Genomic DNA, 22,627 nt, shown 5'->3' on the forward strand with positions numbered 1-22,627 from the left:
AGGGGACAATAAAATGAGTTATCAATCACATTATTTTCAAGAAGTTAGAAAAGCTCAACAACGTGCTTATGTACCGTATAGTCATTTTAAAGTAGGTGCATATTTAAAAACAAAAGACGGTCGCCATTTTTATGGAGCAAATGTTGAAAATGCAGCTTATCCAGCAACGATTTGTGCAGAACGATCTAGTTTAGTAGCTGCAATTTCAGAAGGCTATCGACCAGGAGATTTTGAATCAATAACAGTTACCGTTGACGCTGAACATCCGTCATCACCTTGTGGAACATGTCGTCAAGTATTAAAAGAACTCTGTGATGACGACATGCCTGTGTATATGACAAATCATAAAGGTGAGATGATTAAGTCAACTGTAGCAGAACTATTACCTCACGGCTTTTCGGGAAAGGATTTAGAATAAATGACAGAACACAAATCAGGATTTGTATCTATTATAGGGAGACCGAATGTGGGAAAATCCACGTTTATGAATAGAGTCATTGGACATAAAATTGCAATTATGTCAGATAAAGCTCAAACAACAAGAAATAAAATTCAGGGAGTAATGACAAGAGAAGATGCTCAAATCATTTTCTTAGATACACCAGGTATTCATAAACCTAAGCATAAATTAGGAGATTATATGATGCGTGTAGCTAAAAATACACTATCAGAAATTGATGCTATTATGTTTATGGTAAATGTAAATGAAGATATTGGTCGTGGTGACGAATATATAATGGAAATGCTAAAAAATGTTAAAACACCAGTATTTCTAGTGTTAAATAAAATTGATTTAGTTCATCCAGATGCACTTATGCCTAAGATTGAAAAATATAAAACCTATATGGATTTTACTGAAATTGTGCCAATTTCGGCACTTGAAGGATTGAATGTGGATCACTTTATCGATGTACTTAAAGATTATTTACCTGAAGGTCCAAAATATTACCCTGATGATCAAATATCGGATCATCCAGAACAATTTGTAGTAGGCGAAATTATTAGAGAAAAAATCTTACATCTAACAAGTGAAGAAATCCCCCATGCAATAGGGGTAAATGTAGATAGAATGATTAAGGAAAGTGAAGAAAGAGTAAGAATTGAAGCAACTATTTTTGTTGAACGTGATTCTCAAAAAGGAATTGTTATAGGTAAGGGTGGGAAAAAACTTAAAGAAGTCGGTAAAAGAGCTCGACGTGATATTGAAATGCTTCTCGGATCAAAAGTTTACCTCGAATTATGGGTGAAAGTTCAGAAAGATTGGAGAAATAAAGTAAACTTTATTCGTCAAATGGGATATGTTGAAGATCAAGATTAACGTTTAAATTAATAGGAAAGCCGGTGAGATGCATTGTTAGAAAAACAAAAAGGAATTATCATAAAATCAGTAGATTATGGTGAATCCGATAAAATTATTACAATATTAAACGAGCATGGTGCTAAAATTCCTATTATGGTAAGACGTGCTAAGAAATCTAAAACCGGCTTGCAAGCTCATACACAACTCTTTGTGTATGGCTTATTTATTTATAATAAATGGAAAGGTATGGGAACGCTCAGTTCTATTGATGTCATAAACCAATATTATCAATTACGATTAGATATTTTTGATAGTAGTTATGCGACTTTATGCGTCGAAGCAATAGATCGATCATTAGAACCAAATGAAGTTTCTTTATATCATTATAAGTTATTAGAATTTGTACTCAATAAAATTTCAGAAGGTAATTCTGCTCAATTAATGTCGATTATCGTATTATTGAAATGTATGAATAAATTTGGTTTTGGCGCATTTTTCGATTATTGTGCAATTACTGGTGATACTGATCAATCTAAGCTTATTGCTTACAGTTTTAAATATGATGGGACCATCTCAGAAACTGTATTAAATAATGATCCTTATGCCTTAAAGCTATCCAATAAAACATTTTATTTATTGGATATTTTACAAAAGTTGCCAATTGATAAAATGAATCATTTTAATATTAACCAAGCTTTATTAGATGAAATGTCAGAATTAATGATAATGCTGTATAGAGAATATGCTGGCATGTACTTTAAAGGTCAAAAATTAATTAATCAACTTAAGCGATTAGAATAATATAAAATGTTTAAATTAATTAAAAGAACCCACTTATTACTCATAGTAAGTAATAAGTGGGTTCTTGTTATATTAAAACTTAACTTTTTCAGCTAAGAATGTTTCTAATTCTGAGATTGGCATACGAACTTGTTCCATAGAATCTCTATCACGTACTGTAACTTGATTATCTTCTAATGAATCAAAATCAAATGTAATACAGTAAGGAGTACCGATCTCATCTTGACGACGATAACGCTTACCAATTGATTGTGATTCATCAAAATCAATAGAAAACTTAGAACTTAATTGTTCAAAGATTTTAATTGCTTCTTCAGATAATTTTTTACTTAATGGTAAAACAGCAGCTTTATATGGCGCTAAAGCAGGGTGGAAATGCATTACTGTACGAGCATCTTTACTACCTTCAACGCCTTCTTCATCATAAGCATCACATAAGAAAGCTAATGTAACACGATCTGCCCCTAAAGAAGGTTCAATACAATATGGAATATATTTCTCATTTGTTTCTGGATCATGATATCTGAAATCTTCACCAGAATGTTCACTGTGCTTTTTCAAGTCAAAATCAGTACGGCTTGCAATACCCCATAATTCGCCCCAACCAAATGGGAATTTATATTCAATATCTGTAGTCGCATTAGAATAGTGAGATAATTCTTCTTCATCATGATCGCGTAATCTCATATTTTCTTCATTGATGTTTAAATCTTTTAACCATTGACTTGCAAATGTTTTCCAGTAATTTTGCCATTCAATTTCTTCACCAGGTTTACAGAAGAATTCTAATTCCATTTGTTCAAATTCTCTTGTTCTAAAAATAAAGTTACCAGGCGTGATTTCATTACGGAATGATTTACCGATTTGACCAATACCAAATGGTAATTTTTTACGCATTGAACGTTGAACATTTTTATAATTTACGAAAATACCTTGAGCAGTTTCTGGACGTAAAAATAGTTCATTAGTAGAGTCCTCAGTAACACCTTGGAATGTTTTAAACATTAAGTTAAATTGACGAATATCTGTCCAATTAGCAGTCCCACTTACAGGACATACAATGCCTTCATCATCGATAATACGTTTCATTTCCTCAAAACTTAAGCCATCAGCAATGAAATTTTCGTCACCTTTTTCATTTTGCATATAGTCTTCGATTAATTTATCTGCACGATAGCGAATTTTACTATCTTTATTATCAATCATTGGGTCGTTAAAATTACCTAAATGACCAGATGCTTCCCAAGTTTTTGGATTCATTAAAATGGCAGCATCAATCCCAACATTGTATGGTGATTGAGTAATGAATTTTTGCCACCATGCTTTTTTAATATTATTTTTTAATTCAACACCTAATGGACCATAATCCCATGTATTAGATAAACCACCGTAAATATCACTACCTGGGAATACAAATCCTCTATGCTTAGCTAGTGATACAATAGTATCCATATCTTTAACCATATTATCTCTCCTTTTAAAATAAAAACGTCCCAAGACAATAAATAAATATAAAATAATACTTATTATTATCTTGGGACGAGTTAATAATTCATCTATATAAATATATAGTGTTAACAAAATAACCCGCGGTTCCACCCAAATTAGTGTAGACACTCGCTTTTATGTAATGATATTGATAAGCCAATTTTTGAAATGTTAAGCTTCCACCGACCTTAACTCGCTTAATCATATTTTAATTCATAGAAAATTGAATAGCAAGGATTTATATGTATTTGTAGGTATATATATAAATAGGTATAATAAAAATGAAATTAAAAGGGGTGAAGACCTATAGAATTAAGTAAAAGACAAGAACAAATAATTGAAATAGTTAAAGATGGTGGCCCGATAACAGGTGAACATATAGCAGATAAACTTAATTTAACTCGTGCTACTTTACGTCCTGATTTAGCTATTTTAACTATGTCTGGTTTTATTGAAGCTAGACCACGTGTGGGTTATTATTATTCAGGTAAATCTAAGAATAAATTAGTCAGTGATCATTTACGTCAATATATAATAAAAGATCATATGTCTCTACCTGTTATCGTTAAAGAAGATATGACAATTTATGATGCTATATGTACTATATTTTTAGAAGATACAGGAACATTATTTATTACTAATCAAAAAGATGAATTGATTGGTGTGAGCTCGCGAAAAGATTTGTTACGTGCCTCTATGATTGGGCAAGATATTCATACTATGCCTATAAGTGTCATCATGTCACGTATGCCTAATATTGTTTATTTAGAAGAAGAAGACCTCGTCATCTATGCAGCAAGTCAAATGATAGATAAGGAAATTGATTCAATTCCCGTTGTTAGAAAAAAAGAAAATAGTAAATATAAAGTTGTAGGTAGAATATCTAAAACAACAATAACAAAATTATTTGTTTCATTATTTAAAGAATAGGTGATAAACAATGGAAAATATAAAGATAATCATTGCATCTGATTCAATAGGAGATACAGCTGAGTTGGTTGCTAGTGCTTGCGTCGCTCAATTTAATCCTAAAGCTTGTAAACATGGTTTTTTGAGATATCCTTATATAGAAACCTTTAAGGATATAGATGAAGTTATACAGGTCGCTATAGATAAAAATGCAATTATTGTATATACGTTAGTAGAACCAAAAATCAAAGCATATATGAAGAAAAAAGTAGACGCTTTCTCCTTAAAAGCTGTTGATATAATGGGTCCTCTAATGACACTACTTAATCAAACGCACGATGAGGAGCCGTATAATCAGCCAGGCAGAGTTCATAAATTAGACGATGCCTATTTCAAAAAAATAGATGCAATTGAATTTGCGGTAAAATATGATGATGGCAAAGATGCGAAAGGATTACCTAAGGCAGATATTGTTTTAATTGGCATTTCAAGAACTTCTAAGACACCTCTATCTCAGTATTTAGCGCATAAAAGCTATAAAGTAATGAACATTCCTCTAGTTCCAGAGGTAACGCCACCAGACGAATTGTTTAAAATTAATCCAAATAAATGTATAGCATTAAAGATTAGTGAAGATAAACTTAATTTAATAAGAAAACAACGACTTAAACAATTAGGATTAGGTGAGCATGCTAGATATGCTACTGAAGATAGAATTAAAGAAGAAATTCAATATTTTGAAAAAATTGTCAAAAAAATAGGATGTCCTGTTATTGATGTATCTGATAAGGCTATTGAAGAAACAGCAAATGATGTTATACAAATCATTGAAAGTAAAGCATAAATATTTAAAAACCTTCTATAAAAGTGTATAATACTATGACTACTATTTAATAGGTGATATATATTGCGTATAGAACAGTCTGTAATCAACGAAATAAAGGAAAAAACAGATATTTTAGATTTAGTAAGTGAATATGTGAAATTAGAAAAAAGAGGACGCAATTACATTGGTTTGTGTCCTTTTCATGATGAAAAAACACCTTCGTTTACAGTTTCTGAAGATAAACAAATATGCCATTGCTTTGGTTGTAAAAAAGGTGGAAATGTTTTTCAATTTATTCAAGACATTAAGGACATTTCATTCGTAGAAGCAGTACAAGAACTTGGAGAACGCGTTAATATAAAAGTAGATATTGGTCATTCTAATCCATCTACAACGCAGATAGCATCTGAAGACTTAAAAATGATTGAAATGCATGAATTAATTAATGAATATTATATGTATGCATTAATGAAATCCGTAGAAGGTGAAGAAGCTTTAAATTATCTTGTAAATCGTGGTTTCACTGAAGAATTAATAAAATCTCGTGGAATTGGGTATGCCCCTAATAACGCTCACTTTTGTCATGACTTTTTACAACAAAAAGGATATGACATAGAACTAGCTTATGAAGCTGGTTTGTTATCACGTAACGAAGAAAATTTTAGTTACTATGATCGTTTTAGAGATCGCATTATGTTTCCTTTAAAAAACGCTCAAGGAAGAATTGTCGGTTTTTCTGGTAGAACTTATAACAATCAAGAGCCTAAGTATTTAAATAGTCCTGAGACACCGATTTTTCAAAAGAGACGATTACTTTATAATCTTGATAGCGCAAGAAAGTCAATTAGAAAAAATGATGAAGTAATGTTGTTAGAAGGATTCATGGATGTAATTAAAGCTGATTACGCTGGATTAAAAACAGTAGTAGCAAGTATGGGTACAGCATTATCAGAAGATCACATTACAGTGTTAAAAAAATTAACCTCTAATATAACTTTAATGTTTGATGGAGACTTTGCTGGTCAAGAGGCCATTTTAAAAACTGGAGAACATTTACTTAAACATGGATTGAATGTATTTGTAGTACAATTACCAAAAAACATGGATCCCGATGAATATATAGTTAAATTCGGTAAAGAAAAATTTATAGAATTTATAAATAATGAGAAGAAATCGTTTATTATTTACAAAGTTCAATTCTATCGAGATGAAATTGAAAATAATGATCTAGCTTATGAGCGTCACTTTAAAGAGATTACTGAAGATCTTTCATTTGTCAGATCTTCAATATTAAAAAATAAAATTGTGAATGACGTAGCTGACATTTTCAATATTGATGCCAATACTATTATGTCCAATGTACATCAACAACCTGAATTTATCTCATATGAAGAAGACTATATTGGAAATACCAATGATAACTCGAATTTAAATTCTCAAAATTTAAATATTGTTTTTACACATTTAAACAAAAGTGAAAAAGCACAAAGAGCTTTATTAAAACACTTTATGATGGATAAAGATGTATTTCTAAATTATAATCGACAACTTGAAGCAAATGATTTTACGAATAAATATTTCCAAAGTATTTTTAAAGTGCTAACCGATTATTATTCTGAAAATGATTACTATTCGATTAGTGATTTAATATTATACATTGAAGATAAAGATATTAGAGAAGCAATCATACAGCTTGATGATTATGAATTAAATCGAGAACCTTATGATTTAGAAATTGAAGAATATATCTCAACTTTAAATGAAAACAAATATGAAGATTCTATTGAAGAACTTAATCATAAATTAAAAGAAGCACTTAGAATTGGTGACGTAGAATCTCAAAAGTATTATTTACAAATGATAGTTAATAAAAACAAGCAACGCATGTAGATGAACATTTAAATTAAAGGAATATAAACAAATATTAAACTTTTAATATAGTATTTATATTTAATAACCATTACTGTATAATGGTTATTATGCTTTTTTAAAGGGTAGAGAAATAATAAGTTAAATATTTATGAAATAAGGATATCATTTTATTACCTATAGAATGATAATATTTCATGTTTATTATAAAATATACTTTTCTTATTATAATAATTTATTATATAATTAAATATCTTAATTGAAAGTTGAAAATACGATTGGGAGGCCTTTTCATGTCTGATAACCAAGTTAAAATCAAAAAACAAACAATTGATCCGACTTTAACATTAGAAGATGTTAAAAAACAATTAATTGAAAAAGGTAAAAAGGAAGGTCATCTAAGTCATGAAGAAATTGCTGAAAAGCTGCAAAATTTTGACATGGATTCCGACCAAATGGATGATTTCTTTGACCAACTAAATGATAACGATATTAGTTTAGTAAATGAAAAAGATAGTTCAGATACAGATGAAAAATTAAATCCAAATGACTTAAGTGCGCCTCCAGGTGTTAAAATTAATGATCCTGTAAGAATGTACTTAAAAGAAATTGGACGTGTAAATCTTCTTAGCGCACAAGAAGAAATTGAATTAGCTAAACGTATTGAACAAGGTGATGAAGTAGCAAAATCTCGCCTTGCAGAAGCCAACTTGCGATTAGTTGTAAGTATTGCGAAACGATATGTTGGTCGTGGTATGCTTTTCTTAGACTTAATCCAAGAGGGAAATATGGGGCTTATCAAAGCAGTAGAAAAGTTCGATTTTAGTAAAGGATTTAAATTTTCTACTTATGCTACATGGTGGATTAGACAAGCCATTACACGTGCTATTGCTGACCAAGCTCGCACCATCCGTATTCCTGTGCATATGGTTGAAACAATTAATAAGCTTATTCGCGTACAAAGACAATTATTACAAGATTTAGGTCGTGATCCTGCTCCTGAAGAAATTGGTGAAGAAATGGATTTACCACCTGAAAAAGTTCGCGAAATACTTAAAATAGCTCAAGAGCCAGTATCCCTAGAAACGCCAATAGGTGAAGAAGATGACAGTCACTTAGGAGACTTTATTGAAGATCAAGAAGCACAAAGTCCTTCTGACCATGCTGCTTATGAGTTATTGAAAGAACAATTAGAAGACGTTTTAGATACACTTACTGATAGAGAAGAAAATGTTTTACGTTTAAGATTTGGCCTTGATGACGGACGAACTAGAACATTAGAAGAGGTAGGTAAAGTATTCGGTGTTACAAGAGAACGTATTCGTCAAATCGAAGCTAAAGCGCTTAGAAAATTAAGACATCCAAGTCGTAGCAAGCGTCTTAAAGATTTTATGGACTAAGATTAATGCTAAATCTGAGTTAACGATAGATGTTATGTATAAAGAAATTTGAGGCTAAGACAATACTATGTCCTAGCCTCTTTTTATAATAAAGGAGATAACAATGATATCATTAAATCATAGATTAAAAGTTGTAAGCCAATACTTATTACCTAATTCATTAGCTGATATCGGTTCTGATCACGCTTATTTACCTATTTATGCATTACAACATCATCTATGCGATGATGCTATTGCTGGTGAAGTAATAAAAGGACCTTATACAGCTGCTAAAACGAATGTAGCACAGCATCAACTTACTCAACATATCGATGTTCGATTAGGTGATGGTCTTAGTATTCTAACTGAGAAAGATAAAATAGATAATGTCACAATTTGTGGAATGGGTGGACCTTTGATAGCGAAAATATTAGATGAGGGTAAAAATAAACTTGCACATCATCCACGTCTAATTTTGCAAAGTAATATTCAAACTGAAACCTTACGCAAGACACTTCAACATCTTAATTATGATATTATTGCTGAAGAAATTTTAGAAGAAAAAGGGCATATCTATGAAATTGTAGTTAGTGAATGGAAAGAAAATCTTAATCTTCTTAATAAGAAATCACTTAAATTTGGTCCTATTCTTTTAAATCATAAAAACGATATTTTTATAAAAAAATGGGAAAGAGAGTTAGCAGCTTTAGAGTATATTCGTAATCAATTGAATCCAATACAACATCATGAGAGACTAGAAGAGATTGAAGAAGAGATATCAATGATAAGAGAGGTGCTCTATAATGAAAATTAAAGAACTAATGTCAATTATTGACCAACATGTTCCCCTTAAAACTGCTGAAAGCTGGGATAATGTGGGTTTATTAATTGGAGATGACACTAAAGAAATAACAGGTATTTTGACAGCATTAGATTGCACAATGGAAGTAATAGAAGAGGCAATTAGCAAAGGATACAATACAATTATTGCGCATCACCCTTTAATTTTTAAAGGTGTTAAATCATTAGTTAATGATGGATACGGTAAATTGATACACATGCTTATTCAAAATGATATTCAACTTATTGCTTTACACACCAATTTAGATAATCACATTGATGGTGTCAATGAGATGCTAGCAAAAAAATTAAATTTAACTAATATTAGATTTTTAAATGAAGAAGAATCTTTTTATTATAAAGTACAAACTTACATTCCGGAAGAAAATCTAGAATCATTTAAATATCATATAAATAATATTGGTCTAGCAAAAGAAGGGAATTATGAATATTGTTTCTTTGAGTCCAAAGGTAAAGGTCAATTCAAACCAGTTGGAGACGCTCGCCCTCATATTGGAGAACTAAATCGAATTGAACATGTAAATGAAGTGAAGGTAGAATTTATGATTCGTAAAGATCAATTAAGTATTGCTAAAAATGCAATTATTAATTACCATCCTTATGAAACACCTGTATACGATTTTATTAAGATGACGACATCTGCTAATTATGGTCTTGGAAAAATAGGTGAACTAAATGAACCATTAAATTTAGAAGATTTTGCTAAATATGCTAAAGCACATTTAAATATTCCTAGCGTTCGTTATACAGGTCCTTCAGAAGCGTTAATTAAAACAGTTGCTATTATCGGAGGTGCTGGTATCGGTTTTGAAACTAGTGCTTTTAAAAAGGGAGCAGATGTTTTCGTTACTGGAGACATAAAACATCATGATGCACTTGATGCTAAAACTAATGGCATTCATTTATTAGATATCAATCATTATAGTGAGTACGTTATGAAAGAAGGACTTAAAGACTTACTAGGACGATGGTTATTTAATAATGATAGTAAGCAGTTTAATATAGAAGCTTCAGAAATAAATACAGATCCATTTAATTATATTTAAAACAATACAAAGGAGGCCAGATGAATGGCTAATCATCCATTTGAAATATTTAATTTAAATCCAAATCTTATTGATGCAGTTAAAGATTTAAATTTTAATAAACCTACTGAAATTCAAAATAGAATTATTCCACGTATAAAAAAAGGGACTAATTTAATTGGTCAATCACAAACCGGTACTGGCAAATCACACGCCTTTTTATTACCTTTAATAGATTTAATTAATACTGACATTAAAGAACCTCAAAGTATTGTTGTTGCACCAACTCGTGAATTAGCACAACAATTGTATAAAGTGGCTAGTCATCTAGCTAGTTTTCAATCAGATATTAAAGTAAGTTTATTTATTGGTGGTACTGACATAGAGAAAGATAAACAACGAACAAATCAACAACCTCAATTAGTGATTGGTACACCAACACGAATCAATGATTTAGCTCAGAGTGGACATTTGCATATTCATAAGGCATCATATTTAATTATCGATGAAGCAGATTTACTCATTGATTTAGGGTTAATAGAAGATGTGGATTATATTGCTGCTCGTTTAGATGAAAATGCTAATATTGCAGTTTTTAGTGCAACAATTCCAAAATCATTAGAACCGTTTTTAAATAAGTATCTTAGTCACCCTGAATATGTTGTAGTTGATAACAAATCCCAAAATAAAAAAAATATTGAATTTTATTTGATTCCTACTAAAGGAACTGAAAAAGTTGATAAAACTTTACAATTAATTGATATACTAAATCCATATCTATGTATTATTTTTTGTAACAGTAGAGAAAATGCAAATGAACTTGCTCAATCTCTTAATGAGTCTGGCATTAAAGTAGGTATGATTCATGGCGGTTTAACACCTAGAGAACGTAAACAACAAATGAAACGTATTCGGAATTTAGATTTCCAATATGTTATTGCAAGTGATTTAGCTTCAAGAGGAATTGATATTGAAGGCGTTAGTCATGTAGTAAATTTTGATGTTCCTAATGATATTGATTTCTTTACTCATAGAGTTGGTAGAACAGGACGTGGAAATTATAAAGGCGTGGCTATAACGTTATATAGCCCAGATGAAGAACATAATATTTCTCTTATTGAAGATAAAGGCTATCACTTTGATAATGTTGATATTAAAAATGGAGAACTTAAGCCAATCAAAGCGCACAATACACGTCATAAACGTGAACGTAAAGATGATCATTTAACAAATCAAGTAAAACATAAAGTAAGAAGTAAATCTAAAAATAAAGTTAAACCAGGCTATAAAAAGAAATTTAAACAAGAAGTAGAAAGAATGAAACGACAAGAGAGAAAGCAATACAGTAAACAACGTAGTAGACAACAACGAAAAAACAATAAAAAAGGTTAGGTGAAACAAATGTTAATTGGCTCACATGTATCAATGAGTGGTAAAAAAATGTTAGAAGGATCGGCCGAAGAAGCACATCAATTTGGTGAATCAACATTTATGATTTATACAGGTGCACCTCAAAATACAAGAAGAAAAAATATAAACGATTTAAATATTGAAAAAGGTCATAAAGTTATGGAACAATATGGTTTATCCAATATTGTTGTACACGCTCCTTACATAATAAATATAGGAAATACAACGAAGCCTGAAGTTTACGAACTAGGTGTGAATTTCCTTCAAAATGAGATTGAACGCACGCAAGCTATAGGAGCGAAAGATATTGTCTTACATCCAGGTGCGCATGTAGGTGCCGGTGCAGATAAAGGAATTAATCAGATTATTAAAGGATTAAATGAAGTATTAACACATGATCATGATGTACGAATTGCACTTGAAACAATGGCTGGGAAAGGAACAGAAATTGGACGTAGTTTTGAAGAACTTGCTCGCATTATTGATGGTGTGACACATAACGATCGATTATCTATTTGCTTTGATACCTGTCATACACATGATGCTGGTTATAATATCAAAAATGATTTTGATGGAGTTTTGAATGAGTTTGATAAAATCATTGGAATAGACCGTATTAAAGTTGTTCATGTAAATGATAGTAAAAATGAACAAGGTGCACATAAAGACCGACACGAAAATATTGGATTTGGATATATTGGTTTTGACGCCTTGAATAATGTGGTACATCATGAAGCTTTTAAAGACATTCCTAAAATCCTTGAAACTCCTTATGTAGGAGAAGATAAGAAAAATAAAAAGCCGCCTTATCGCTTTGAAATCGAAATGTTAAAATCTCAAATTTTTGACCCCAAATTAAAAGAAAAAATATTGAATCAATAATTAAAATAAGAGTAAGATAGCATAATCTACAAAGAGGCTATCTTACTCTTGTTTTAATTCGTAAACATTACTATTTACAAAAAACATATATAATTGTATAGTATTTAGCGAGGTGAAAAGATGAATCAACCTGTTTTTGAATTAAAAAATATTGATTATTATTTTGATAATAAACAAGTATTAGAAAACATTAATATTCGAATTAATAAAGGTGACTTTCTTGCAATTGTTGGTCCTAATGGAGCCGGTAAATCTACTCTTTTAAAGGTTATTCTTGGCTTGTTACCATTACAACACGGTGAAATATACATTGACGGGAAATATTATAAAAAAAATACTCAATCTGCATTAAAAATTAGTTATGTATCTCAAAAAGCCAATGCTTTTACTGCAGGATTTCCTGCTAGTGTGAAAGAAGTTGTTTTAAGTGGTTTAACTAAAACGAAAAGAATTTTTCAGTGGTTTAATAAAAGTGATGAACAACAAGTAGATAATGTTTTACATCGTTTAAACATTCATCATCTAAAGAATAAAAATATTGCAGAATTATCAGGTGGACAACAACAACGTGTACTAATTGCACGCGCTTTAATTTCAAATCCATCCGTCTTAGTATTAGACGAACCGACAAATGGGATTGATGCAAAACATGTGAATGAATTCTATGCCACCTTGCAACATTTAAAAGAAGAAGGTATAACGATTATTTTAGTTACTCATGATATAGGCGTTGTGGTAGACACAGCTACAAAAGTCGCTTGCTTAAATAAACATCTTCATTTCCACGGTTCTACTGAAGAATTTAAGTCTCTTGATGAAGTTGAAATTTCAAAAATATATGGTCATCCAATTAAATTTGTTGATCATCAACATAATCGTTCATGCTGTGAAGCATAATTTTAAATAGGAGTTAATTATGATAAGTATATGGATTGAATTAAGAGGTGAATATCATGATTGAAGCATTGTTAAATTTTGATTTTATGAGATATTCACTTTTAAGTGGGATATTGATTGGTTTTATTGCACCTTTAATTGGTGCATTTATAGTGGTAAGGCGATTATCATTAATTGCTGATGCTTTAAGTCACGTCACACTAGGTGGTATTTCGTTTGGAATGTTTATTATTACCTTATCACCAGCATTAGCATTTATAAACCCTATGTGGTTTGGTATAATCTTTGCAATAGTTGGAGCTTTACTTATAGAAAAATTAAGAACTTCATATTCAAACTATCAAGAAATTGCAATTCCAATTATAATGAGTGCAGGAATTGCATTAAGTGCAATTTTTATTTCTCTAGCTGATGGGTTCAATCAAGAAATTGTTGGGTTATTATTCGGTTCAATTAGTGCTGTAAATTTAAGTGACTTAATCACAATTACGATTATTTCAATCGTCGTATTATTATTCATTCTTTTATTATACAAAGAATTATTTATTTTATCTTTTGATGAGGAATATAGTAAGGTTATTAATATTCCAAAATGGATTCAGTTTTTATTTATAACGATTGTTGCTATGGTTATTTCTGCATCAATGAGAGTAGTAGGAATTTTACTCGTGAGTGCATTAATTACTTTACCTGTGGCTATAGCAATGCGATTAACTAAAGGATTTAAACAGTTGATTATCTTAAGTATTATTATAGGTGAATGTTCTGTTATTCTAGGGCTTACCTTAGCATTTTATATTAATATATCTCCTGGTGGTGTCATCGTGGTATTATTAGTTCTAATTTTAGGAATAACGATGTTACTACAGAAAACTAAACGAACTGCCAAAAAGGAGCATTAAATTATGAATACAAATGACGCTATTAAAATTTTAAAAGACAATGGGTTAAAATATACTAAGAAAAGAGAAGATATGATTAATATCTTTGTTAATGAAGATAAATATATTAATGCTAAATATATACAACAACAATTAGACAATGATTATCCAGGTATATCTTTTGATACTATTTATCGTAATCTTCATCTTTTTAAAGATTTAAATATTGTTGAAAGTACAGAATTAGATGGAGAAATGAAATTTAGAATCGCTTGTACTAATCATCATCATCATCATTTTATATGTGAAAATTGTGGGGATACAAAAGTAATAAATTTTTGTCCAATTGAGCAAGTTAAGCAATTCCTACCTAATGTAGATATTCATACTCATAAATTAGAGGTATATGGTATATGTGAAACTTGCCATAATAAAGGTATAAATTAAAATGAGAAATGTTCTGAGACGTAAGTAAGCGTCTCAGTTTTTTATAGGTCAAAAGTCTGAATTTCTACTAATATTGAAATATATGTTTAAAAACTACTAAAATGAGATATAAGAAGAGTATAATAAGAAATGTGACAACTATGTGAATAATATTTAGAGCAAATGATTTGTTGCACATCACATAGCTTGTTATTATTTATGTAAAGATAATTTAGGAGGATGATTATTTATGGCTTTTGAATTACCAAATTTACCATATGCAGCAGATGCATTAGAACCACATATCGACAAAGAAACAATGGAAATTCATCATGACAAACATCATAACACTTATGTTACAAAATTAAATTCTGCAGTTGAAGGTACTGATTTAGAATCTAAATCAATTGAAGAAATTGTTGCAAATTTAGATAGTGTACCTGAAAATATTCAAACAGCAGTACGTAATAATGGTGGAGGTCATTTAAATCACTCATTATTCTGGGAATTATTAACTCCTAATTCTGAAGAAAAAGGTACTGTAATTGATAAAATTAAAGAACAATGGGGTTCTTTAGATGAGTTTAAAAAAGAATTCGCTGATAAAGCTGCAGCACGTTTTGGTTCAGGTTGGGCTTGGTTAGTAGTAAATAATGGAAAATTAGAAATTGTTACTACTCCAAATCAAGATAACCCTATTACTGAAGGAAAAACTCCAATTTTAGGCTTAGATGTTTGGGAACATGCTTATTACCTTAAATATCAAAATAAACGTCCTGATTATATCAGTGCTTTCTGGAATGTTGTAAATTGGGAAAAAGTAGACGAGTTATACAATGCTGCTACAAAATAATAAATAAAAAAAGTATTTATTAGTGGTCTCTTTTTGGGAGATCACTTTTTTTTATGAAAAATATAGAAAAATTATACAATTTCATATATCATTTATACGTATACATGATTAATAATTGAGGTCGGTTGTCTTGCTTAAAAGATTAAAAGAAAAATCAAATGATGAAAAAATAAAACATACGATGAATAAACGAATTAGTTTTATATTTGGTGCAATTGTTTTGATTTTCGTATTAATTGTCCTAAGACTAGGATATTTACAAATTGCACAAGGTGCACATTATAGTCAATTAGTGAAAAATGATGAGAATATTACTGTCAATGAATCCGTACCACGAGGAAGAATACTAGATAGAAATGGCAAAATTTTAGTTGATAATGCTTCGAAATTAGCAATTACCTACACTCGTTCTAGAAAAACCAGTCAACAAGATATGTTAAACACCGCTAAAAAATTAGCTAAACTCATTACAATGAATACTGATAAGATTACAAAGCGAGATAAACAAGACTTTTGGATCCAAAATCATCCAAAAGAAGTTAATAAATTAATGAAAAAAGAAACAACTATGCTTAACAATGGTAGCATAAGTCAAGAACAGTACGATAAACAATTACATAGTAAAATTACAAAAACTCAATTAAATAGTTTATCTAAGCATGATTTACAAGTATTAGCTATATACAGAGAAATGTCAGCTGGATCTACACTTGATCCGCAAATGATAAAAAATGAAGATGTTAGTGAAAAGGAATATGCTGCTGTTTCTCAACAATTGGATAATTTACCTGGTGTCAATACTTCAATGGATTGGGATCGAAAATATCCATATGGTGAAACTTTAAGAAGTATATTTGGTAGTGTCTCTACACCTTCTGAGGGTATTCCTAAAGAATTAACTGAACAGTATTTAGCAAAAGGATATTCTAGAAATGACAGGGTTGGGAAAGCTTATCTAGAATATCAATATGAAGACATTCTACGTGGTAAAAAGAAACAGTTGAAATACACTACTGATAAATCTGGTAAAGTTATTAGTTCTAAAGTGATTAACCCTGGGTCACGCGGAAATGATTTACAACTAACCATTGATATTGATTTACAGAAAAAAGTTGAGTCTCTATTAGAAAATGAAATAAAAACACTACGTAGTCAAGGAGCAACAAACATGGACAATGCTCTTGTAGTTGTTCAAAATCCTAAAAATGGTGATATTCTTGCAATGGCTGGAAGACAAATTGATAAAAAGGGTGAACTGCTAGATTATGATTTAGGTAATTTTACTGGCCAATTTGCAGTCGGTTCTTCTGTTAAAGGAGCAACCTTATTAACTGGTTATCAAAATCATACTATCAAAGTCGGTGAAGAAATGATTGATGAACCTTTACACTTTAGTGGCGGACTAACTAAACGTTCTTACTTTAACCAAAATGGCAAAGTCCTAATTAACGACAAAGAAGCATTAATGCATTCTTCAAACGTATATATGTTTAAAACTGCTTTAAGACTAGCTGGTGATCCTTACTCAAGTGGTATGAATTTACCTAATAATATTGAAGAAGCTGGTCAAAAACTGAGAAAAGGTCTAAATCAAGTAGGATTAGGTGTTAAAACAGGTATCGATTTACCAAATGAAACAATTGGTCAAATTGAACCATTAACTAATAATCCAGGCAATTATTTAGATTTATCAATAGGTCAATATGATACTTATACACCTATTCAACTTTCACAATATATATCTACAATTGCAAATAATGGTTACAGAGTACAACCACACATTGGTTTAGCTATACATGACGCAACAAATAGTGATCAGGTAGGACCTGTAAAAGATAAAATTAAAGGTAATATACTAAATAAAGTCAATAATTCTCAAGATGAGATAGATGAAGTAAAACAAGGATTCAAGATGGCTTTCAATGAAAAAGATGGTACAGGCTATGCAAGCTTCCATAAAACTGTTGTTCCATCAGCTGGTAAAACTGGTACTGCTGAAGTTTATCAAAATGGACAACCTAGAGTTAACTCAACATATATAGGTTATGCGCCTGTTAAAGATCCTAAATTAGCTTTTTCTATCGTATATACTAATCAACCTGTTCCACCACCATGGTTAAATGGGGGAGATTTAGGAAGAGATATCATTAATTACTACTTTAAAAATGAAAAATAATTTGAATAACCGTTGATAAGATGCTTTTCTATTTAACACTAGTAAAAATTAATACTTTTCAATTAATCGTCTAAGTGGTATGATAATAAAGTCGTATTTAGAAAAGGTAAGGAGGTATAATCATGCGCGTAAACGTAACATTAGCTTGTACTGAATGTGGTGACAGAAACTACATTACTACTAAAAATAAAAGAAACAATCCTGAACGTATTGAAATGAAAAAATATTGTTCACGTGATAACAAACAAACTCTACATCGTGAAACTAAATAATATTAAAAGTAAAAAGGTTGGAACAAAATTGTTCCAACCTTTTTTACTTTAGTAGCTCATTCAACTATTAATAATCCTAAATATATAATCAACAACTATATTTATTTTATATAAATTAATATAATTTTTTAACTTAAAATAATTTGAATTATCACAAATGACATCACTATATAATAACGTTATAATATATATTAAAGGATGGGAGAAAGAATGGGTAAAAAACAAATTAGAAAAAATATCTTATCACAAATGAAAGACTTTGATAAAAAAAGTAAGCATAAAGCTGATATTTGGTTAATGAAACAATTAATTGAAAACGAAAAATTCAAAAATGCACATCGTATCGGTATATTTTTGTCTATGCCACACGAGATTAATACATACAATATTATTAATTTCGCTTTAGATAATGGAAAACAAATTTTTGTGCCCAATACCGATTACAGAAGTCGTAATATGAACTTTAAACAACTATTAGATTTGTCATCAATAGCTACCGATGATAAAGGCATTAATTATGTTAATGAAGATACATCTATTAGTAATGACATGGATTTACTTATTGTACCTGGAGTAGCTTTTCAAACAAATGGTTTTCGTATAGGGTACGGAGGAGGTTACTATGATAAATTTCTAAATCAACACGATATTAACTCAATTAGTCTTATATATGACTTCCAAATATCAGATTTCGATGTGGAAAAACATGATCAACCTGTAGATAATTTAATTATATGTAACACTAAATTTGGGAGGAATTAATGAATATTGATAAACTATATTGGAAATCAATTTATTATTGGATCAAATATTTTAACTATAAATTAGAACACACAGATAAAAATACAAATGAAATTTGGTTATTCAATAAAAAAAAAGAAGAACTTATTGTATTTAGAAAAGAAGTGAGTTCAACTCAAGAGATACGCTTCGACAAATCTAAAATAAATGATCATAAAGAGAATTTACAAAAAAAGTTAGGATTTAAAATTAAAAAAGTTGAGTTCTTCTACTTTTTAGAAACATCGATGAATATTGATAATTTCGATGAAACGCATCCTACTAAGTTGATTTATCATAGTATCACTAATGAAAAAGACTTAGAAAATACAATGCCTAATTTTATTTTAAAAAAACGCGTTAATAAAAAAGATAAAAAATCATCGTTAGATTATAAAAAGCGTGTACTTAATACGAACCTTGTTGATAAGTATATGATGATATTTTCACCAATGACTTATACACTTATAGCTATAAATGTCCTAGTATGGTTATATATGAAGATTTATCTAAATCATTTTTCAGATATTAAGCTACTAGATGTTGGGGGATTAGTACACTTCAATGTAGTGCACGGAGAGTGGTACCGTCTTATTACCTCGATGTTTTTACATTTTAATTTTGAACATATTTTAATGAATATGCTATCTTTATTCATTTTTGGTAAAATTGTAGAGACGATCGTTGGTCCATATAAAATGTTAGGTATCTATTTAATTTCTGGATTATTTGGAAACTTTGCTTCGTTATCCTTTAATATAAGTACAATATCTGTTGGTGCAAGTGGAGCCATTTTTGGTCTTATAGGGGCTATTTTAACGATGATGTACTTAAGTAAGACTTTTAATAAGAAAATGATAATACAATTGTTAGTTGTTGTATTAATATTGATTTTTGTCTCGCTATTTATGTCGAATATTAATTTAATGGCTCATTTAGGTGGTTTCATAGGTGGTATCCTTATTACATTAATAGGCTATTATTTTCATGAAAATCGTAATTTATTTTGGTTATTTTTAATTTTATTATTAGTACTTTTTGTTTTATTACAAATTAGAATATTTTCAATTAAAGAAGAAAATATTTACGATAAACTTATTAAAGACGAAATGATATCCTATAATTATGATGATGCTTTATCAATTGTTGAACATACAATCAATAAAGGATACGATGATGATGAAACATATTACTTAAAAGGTTTAATAACTGCTACTAAAAGTTCTAAAGCAGAGGCAATGGCTGATTGGGAAAGAGGCCTAAGAAGTCATCCTAACTCTGCATTATTAAACTATGAATTATCCATAGCTAATAGAGCATTAAATGATAACGATAAATCTTTAAAATATATAAAAAAAGCTTTGAAAATTGATGCCAATAACCAAAGCTATAAAAATTTAGAAAAAGAATTGAAAGATAGTAATGAATCGAAAAATTAACAATTTTTATGATGTCTTGCAACTTTTGAAACGTTATGGTTTTATTATATATTTTAAAGATAAAGAAGATATGTATGAAATGATGCAACAAGAAATACGTTCTCTTTACAATTATGATCTTTTAACAAATGAAGAATATCTAAAATGTATTTTAATAATTAATCAAAGAAGGAATGAGCATAAATGAAAAATATTATTTTAGCAGCTGATATAGGTGGAACAACATGTAAACTTGGTATCTTTGATACAAAATTAGAACGATTACATAAATGGTCTATTGAAACCGATACTTCAGACCATACAGGTCGAACTTTATTAAGGCAAGTCTTTGATTCTTTTAAAGAAGCAACTGAATCTTATCATTTTGATCTTCAAAATGTTATCGGAGTTGGTATAGGAGTTCCTGGTCCTGTTGATTTTGAAACGGGAATCGTACATGGGGCTGTTAATTTACATTGGCCTGGAAATGTAAATGTGAGAGAGATTTTTAGTGAATTTATAGATTGTCCTGTATATGTGGATAATGATGCAAATGTAGCTGCACTGGGTGAAAAGCATAAAGGTGCTGGTCAAGGTGCAAATGATGTAGTTGCTATTACACTTGGTACTGGTCTTGGTGGAGGCATCATTTCAAATGGTGAAATTGTACATGGTCATAATGGTTCAGGTGCAGAAATAGGTCATATTAGAACTGATTTTGATCAACGTTTTAATTGTAATTGTGGCAAATCAGGATGTATTGAAACTGTTGCTTCAGCTACTGGAGTGGTTAATTTAGTCAATTTTTATTATCCTAAACTAACTTTTAAATCATCTATTTTATCACTTATAAAAGAGAATAAAGTAACTGCTAAAGCTGTATTTGATGCAGCAAAAGCAGGAGATCAATTCTGTATATTTATAACAGAGAAGGTCGCAAATCATATCGCTTATTTATGTAGTATAATTAGTGCTACAAGCAATCCTAAATATATTGTTTTAGGTGGAGGAATGTCTACAGCTGGATTAATATTAATTGAAAATATTAAAACAGAATATCATAATTTAACATTTACTCCTGCTCAAAAAGATACTGAAATTGTCCAAGCAAAACTTGGAAATGATGCTGGTATCACTGGTGCTGCTGGACTAATAAAAACATATATAATTGAAAAGGATGGTGTTAAATAATGGCTATTATTGATGTAGTTGTTATACCAGTCGGAACAGAAGGTCCTAGTGTTAGTAAATATATTGCAGAAATCCAAACGAAACTAGAAGCATTTAAAAAGCAAGGTAAAATTGACTATCAATTAACCCCTATGAATACGCTTATCGAAGGTGATCTTAAAGATTTATTTGAAGTAGTTCAAGCAATTCACGAATTACCATTTGATAAAGGATTAGATAGAGTATGTACAAATATCCGTATTGATGATAGAAGAGATAAGTCTCGTAAAATGAATGATAAATTAAAATCTGTTCAAAAACATTTAGATAAACAAGGTGAATAATATGAGAATTTCTAATTTATCTTTAGGATTAGTTGATACAAACGCGTATTTTGTAGAAAGCGATAACAGTGTATTATTAGTTGATCCTGCTGGAGAATCTGATAAAATATTTAAGAAATTAAATCAAATCAATAAACCTTTAAAAGCAATACTACTTACACACGCTCATTTTGATCATATTGGTGCTTTAGACGATGTATTATCCAAATATGATGTACCTGTTTATATGCATAAAGAAGAATTTTCTTTCTTAACTGATCCTGAAAAAAATGGTTCTTCAAAATTTAAACAATATGGTATGCCACTCACTACTAGTAAAGCTCAACCAATTGCTTTAGATGAAGGTAATTTTACAATCGATGAATTTAAATTCAATGTTCTTCATACACCAGGTCATTCGCCAGGAAGTTTAACTTACGTTTTTGACGATTTTGCAGTAGTAGGAGATACATTATTTAATAACGGTATTGGAAGAACAGACTTATATAGAGGAGACTATGAAACATTAGTAGACTCAATTAAGGATAAATTATTTGAATTAGACGGAGATTTGCCTTTATTCCCAGGTCATGGTCAATACACTACGGTAGATGACGAACAACTCAATCCATATTTAGATGGACAATAAAAAAGTAATTTAAACACCTCTTACGTTTATAT

The 22,627-nt window shown here is 29.9% G+C and carries 24 protein-coding genes; 23 read left to right on the forward strand and 1 reads right to left on the reverse strand.

Translation table 11 applies throughout. The features are described from left to right. The first annotated feature begins 13 nt into the window (after positions 1–13). The 3 genes from cdd to recO are packed head-to-tail and all read left to right on the forward strand — an operon-like array spanning position 14 to position 2,101. The gene (gene cdd, locus MHI13_RS05875; RefSeq protein WP_002455278.1) at positions 14–418 is read left to right on the forward strand and encodes a cytidine deaminase; all 405 of its coding nucleotides are present in this window, start codon (positions 14–16) and stop codon (positions 416–418) included. Further along, a complete protein-coding gene (era, locus tag MHI13_RS05880) occupies positions 419–1,318 on the forward strand; it encodes a GTPase Era (RefSeq protein WP_002449851.1) in 900 nt (299 codons plus the stop codon). A 33-nt stretch (positions 1,319–1,351) separates the two neighbouring features. Continuing rightward, positions 1,352–2,101 (forward strand): DNA repair protein RecO, encoded by a 750-nt coding sequence (gene recO / locus MHI13_RS05885; RefSeq protein ID WP_017176218.1) that lies wholly within the window; start codon positions 1,352–1,354, stop codon positions 2,099–2,101. Between the two features lie 72 nt (positions 2,102–2,173). Here the strand turns inward: recO and MHI13_RS05890 are convergent, their stop codons facing one another. Then, positions 2,174–3,565: a glycine--tRNA ligase gene (locus MHI13_RS05890; protein ID WP_048761594.1), complete on the reverse strand. Its 1,392-nt coding sequence runs from the start codon at positions 3,563–3,565 to the stop codon at positions 2,174–2,176. Between the two features lie 330 nt (positions 3,566–3,895). On the opposite strand from MHI13_RS05890, the gene MHI13_RS05895 reads away from it, so the two are divergent. The 20 genes from MHI13_RS05895 to MHI13_RS05990 all read left to right on the forward strand — a co-directional run bounded on the left by MHI13_RS05895 (position 3,896) and on the right by MHI13_RS05990 (position 22,595). Continuing rightward, the gene (locus MHI13_RS05895) at positions 3,896–4,519 is read left to right on the forward strand and encodes a helix-turn-helix transcriptional regulator (protein WP_072291429.1); all 624 of its coding nucleotides are present in this window, start codon (positions 3,896–3,898) and stop codon (positions 4,517–4,519) included. 10 nt (positions 4,520–4,529) lie between these two features. Next, positions 4,530–5,342 (forward strand): pyruvate, water dikinase regulatory protein, encoded by an 813-nt coding sequence (locus MHI13_RS05900; RefSeq protein ID WP_070548469.1) that lies wholly within the window; start codon positions 4,530–4,532, stop codon positions 5,340–5,342. Positions 5,343–5,405: 63 nt separating this feature from the next. After that, positions 5,406–7,214 carry a DNA primase gene (dnaG, locus tag MHI13_RS05905; RefSeq protein WP_017176222.1) on the forward strand — a complete coding sequence of 603 codons (1,809 nt, stop codon included), beginning with the start codon at positions 5,406–5,408 and terminating at the stop codon, positions 7,212–7,214. Between the two features lie 272 nt (positions 7,215–7,486). Then, a complete protein-coding gene (rpoD, locus tag MHI13_RS05910) occupies positions 7,487–8,593 on the forward strand; it encodes an RNA polymerase sigma factor RpoD (protein WP_002449793.1) in 1,107 nt (368 codons plus the stop codon). Positions 8,594–8,696: 103 nt separating this feature from the next. Next, positions 8,697–9,386, forward strand: a complete 690-nt coding sequence (locus MHI13_RS05915) for a tRNA (adenine(22)-N(1))-methyltransferase (RefSeq protein ID WP_048761598.1) — start codon at positions 8,697–8,699, stop codon at positions 9,384–9,386. Then, positions 9,376–10,479: a Nif3-like dinuclear metal center hexameric protein gene (locus MHI13_RS05920; protein ID WP_048761601.1), complete on the forward strand. Its 1,104-nt coding sequence runs from the start codon at positions 9,376–9,378 to the stop codon at positions 10,477–10,479. Before MHI13_RS05915 ends, MHI13_RS05920 begins: the two co-directional genes overlap by 11 nt. Before the next feature lie 24 nt (positions 10,480–10,503). Continuing rightward, the gene (locus MHI13_RS05925; protein ID WP_017176225.1) at positions 10,504–11,850 is read left to right on the forward strand and encodes a DEAD/DEAH box helicase; all 1,347 of its coding nucleotides are present in this window, start codon (positions 10,504–10,506) and stop codon (positions 11,848–11,850) included. Between the two features lie 9 nt (positions 11,851–11,859). Then, positions 11,860–12,750: a deoxyribonuclease IV gene (locus MHI13_RS05930; RefSeq protein WP_048761604.1), complete on the forward strand. Its 891-nt coding sequence runs from the start codon at positions 11,860–11,862 to the stop codon at positions 12,748–12,750. A gap of 120 nt (positions 12,751–12,870) precedes the next feature. After that, a complete protein-coding gene (locus tag MHI13_RS05935) occupies positions 12,871–13,647 on the forward strand; it encodes a metal ABC transporter ATP-binding protein (protein WP_017176227.1) in 777 nt (258 codons plus the stop codon). 56 nt (positions 13,648–13,703) lie between these two features. Further along, positions 13,704–14,549, forward strand: a complete 846-nt coding sequence (locus tag MHI13_RS05940; protein WP_049336102.1) for a metal ABC transporter permease — start codon at positions 13,704–13,706, stop codon at positions 14,547–14,549. A gap of 3 nt (positions 14,550–14,552) precedes the next feature. Beyond that, positions 14,553–14,975, forward strand: coding sequence for a Fur family transcriptional regulator (locus MHI13_RS05945; protein WP_070548467.1), 423 nt, complete (start codon positions 14,553–14,555; stop codon positions 14,973–14,975). A 229-nt stretch (positions 14,976–15,204) separates the two neighbouring features. After that, positions 15,205–15,807, forward strand: coding sequence for a superoxide dismutase (locus MHI13_RS05950; protein WP_017176229.1), 603 nt, complete (start codon positions 15,205–15,207; stop codon positions 15,805–15,807). A gap of 130 nt (positions 15,808–15,937) precedes the next feature. Beyond that, on the forward strand, positions 15,938–17,983 hold the full coding sequence (locus MHI13_RS05955; protein ID WP_070548465.1) for a peptidoglycan D,D-transpeptidase FtsI family protein: 2,046 nt from the start codon (positions 15,938–15,940) through the stop codon (positions 17,981–17,983). A 122-nt stretch (positions 17,984–18,105) separates the two neighbouring features. Beyond that, positions 18,106–18,255 (forward strand): 50S ribosomal protein L33, encoded by a 150-nt coding sequence (gene rpmG, locus MHI13_RS05960; protein ID WP_002449881.1) that lies wholly within the window; start codon positions 18,106–18,108, stop codon positions 18,253–18,255. A gap of 210 nt (positions 18,256–18,465) precedes the next feature. Further along, on the forward strand, positions 18,466–19,017 hold the full coding sequence (locus MHI13_RS05965; RefSeq protein ID WP_017176231.1) for a 5-formyltetrahydrofolate cyclo-ligase: 552 nt from the start codon (positions 18,466–18,468) through the stop codon (positions 19,015–19,017). After that, on the forward strand, positions 19,017–20,474 hold the full coding sequence (locus MHI13_RS05970; RefSeq protein ID WP_017176232.1) for a rhomboid family protein: 1,458 nt from the start codon (positions 19,017–19,019) through the stop codon (positions 20,472–20,474). Before MHI13_RS05965 ends, MHI13_RS05970 begins: the two co-directional genes overlap by 1 nt. Next, a complete protein-coding gene (locus MHI13_RS05975) occupies positions 20,458–20,661 on the forward strand; it encodes a YqgQ family protein (RefSeq protein ID WP_017176233.1) in 204 nt (67 codons plus the stop codon). The genes MHI13_RS05970 and MHI13_RS05975 overlap by 17 nt, the downstream gene beginning before the upstream one ends. Beyond that, positions 20,658–21,644, forward strand: a complete 987-nt coding sequence (locus MHI13_RS05980; RefSeq protein ID WP_002449785.1) for an ROK family glucokinase — start codon at positions 20,658–20,660, stop codon at positions 21,642–21,644. Before MHI13_RS05975 ends, MHI13_RS05980 begins: the two co-directional genes overlap by 4 nt. Further along, positions 21,644–21,967: an MTH1187 family thiamine-binding protein gene (locus MHI13_RS05985; protein ID WP_017176234.1), complete on the forward strand. Its 324-nt coding sequence runs from the start codon at positions 21,644–21,646 to the stop codon at positions 21,965–21,967. Before MHI13_RS05980 ends, MHI13_RS05985 begins: the two co-directional genes overlap by 1 nt. Before the next feature lies 1 nt (position 21,968). Further along, positions 21,969–22,595 (forward strand): MBL fold metallo-hydrolase, encoded by a 627-nt coding sequence (locus MHI13_RS05990; RefSeq protein WP_017176235.1) that lies wholly within the window; start codon positions 21,969–21,971, stop codon positions 22,593–22,595. The last annotated feature ends 32 nt before the right edge of the window (positions 22,596–22,627 follow it).

The organism is Staphylococcus sp. FSL K6-0223 (assembly GCF_038008285.1).

Bases quoted from the DNA above. Each gene is read 5' to 3' on its own strand.
- rpmG (WP_002449881.1), top strand. From the start codon at position 18,106: ATGCGCGTAAACGTAACATTAGCTTGTACTGAATGTGGTGACAGAAAC.
- MHI13_RS05950 (WP_017176229.1), top strand. From the start codon at position 15,205: ATGGCTTTTGAATTACCAAATTTACCATATGCAGCAGATGCATTAGAA.
- MHI13_RS05965 (WP_017176231.1), top strand. From the start codon at position 18,466: ATGGGTAAAAAACAAATTAGAAAAAATATCTTATCACAAATGAAAGAC.
- MHI13_RS05930 (WP_048761604.1), top strand. From the start codon at position 11,860: ATGTTAATTGGCTCACATGTATCAATGAGTGGTAAAAAAATGTTAGAA.
- MHI13_RS05980 (WP_002449785.1), top strand. From the start codon at position 20,658: ATGAAAAATATTATTTTAGCAGCTGATATAGGTGGAACAACATGTAAA.
- MHI13_RS05970 (WP_017176232.1), top strand. From the start codon at position 19,017: ATGAATATTGATAAACTATATTGGAAATCAATTTATTATTGGATCAAA.
- MHI13_RS05935 (WP_017176227.1), top strand. From the start codon at position 12,871: ATGAATCAACCTGTTTTTGAATTAAAAAATATTGATTATTATTTTGAT.
- MHI13_RS05975 (WP_017176233.1), top strand. From the start codon at position 20,458: ATGAATCGAAAAATTAACAATTTTTATGATGTCTTGCAACTTTTGAAA.
- MHI13_RS05915 (WP_048761598.1), top strand. From the start codon at position 8,697: ATGATATCATTAAATCATAGATTAAAAGTTGTAAGCCAATACTTATTA.
- MHI13_RS05945 (WP_070548467.1), top strand. From the start codon at position 14,553: ATGAATACAAATGACGCTATTAAAATTTTAAAAGACAATGGGTTAAAA.
- MHI13_RS05925 (WP_017176225.1), top strand. From the start codon at position 10,504: ATGGCTAATCATCCATTTGAAATATTTAATTTAAATCCAAATCTTATT.
- cdd (WP_002455278.1), top strand. From the start codon at position 14: ATGAGTTATCAATCACATTATTTTCAAGAAGTTAGAAAAGCTCAACAA.
- MHI13_RS05920 (WP_048761601.1), top strand. From the start codon at position 9,376: ATGAAAATTAAAGAACTAATGTCAATTATTGACCAACATGTTCCCCTT.
- MHI13_RS05990 (WP_017176235.1), top strand. From the start codon at position 21,969: ATGAGAATTTCTAATTTATCTTTAGGATTAGTTGATACAAACGCGTAT.
- MHI13_RS05900 (WP_070548469.1), top strand. From the start codon at position 4,530: ATGGAAAATATAAAGATAATCATTGCATCTGATTCAATAGGAGATACA.
- MHI13_RS05890 (WP_048761594.1), bottom strand. From the start codon at position 3,565: ATGGTTAAAGATATGGATACTATTGTATCACTAGCTAAGCATAGAGGA.
- rpoD (WP_002449793.1), top strand. From the start codon at position 7,487: ATGTCTGATAACCAAGTTAAAATCAAAAAACAAACAATTGATCCGACT.
- MHI13_RS05940 (WP_049336102.1), top strand. From the start codon at position 13,704: ATGATTGAAGCATTGTTAAATTTTGATTTTATGAGATATTCACTTTTA.
- MHI13_RS05985 (WP_017176234.1), top strand. From the start codon at position 21,644: ATGGCTATTATTGATGTAGTTGTTATACCAGTCGGAACAGAAGGTCCT.
- era (WP_002449851.1), top strand. From the start codon at position 419: ATGACAGAACACAAATCAGGATTTGTATCTATTATAGGGAGACCGAAT.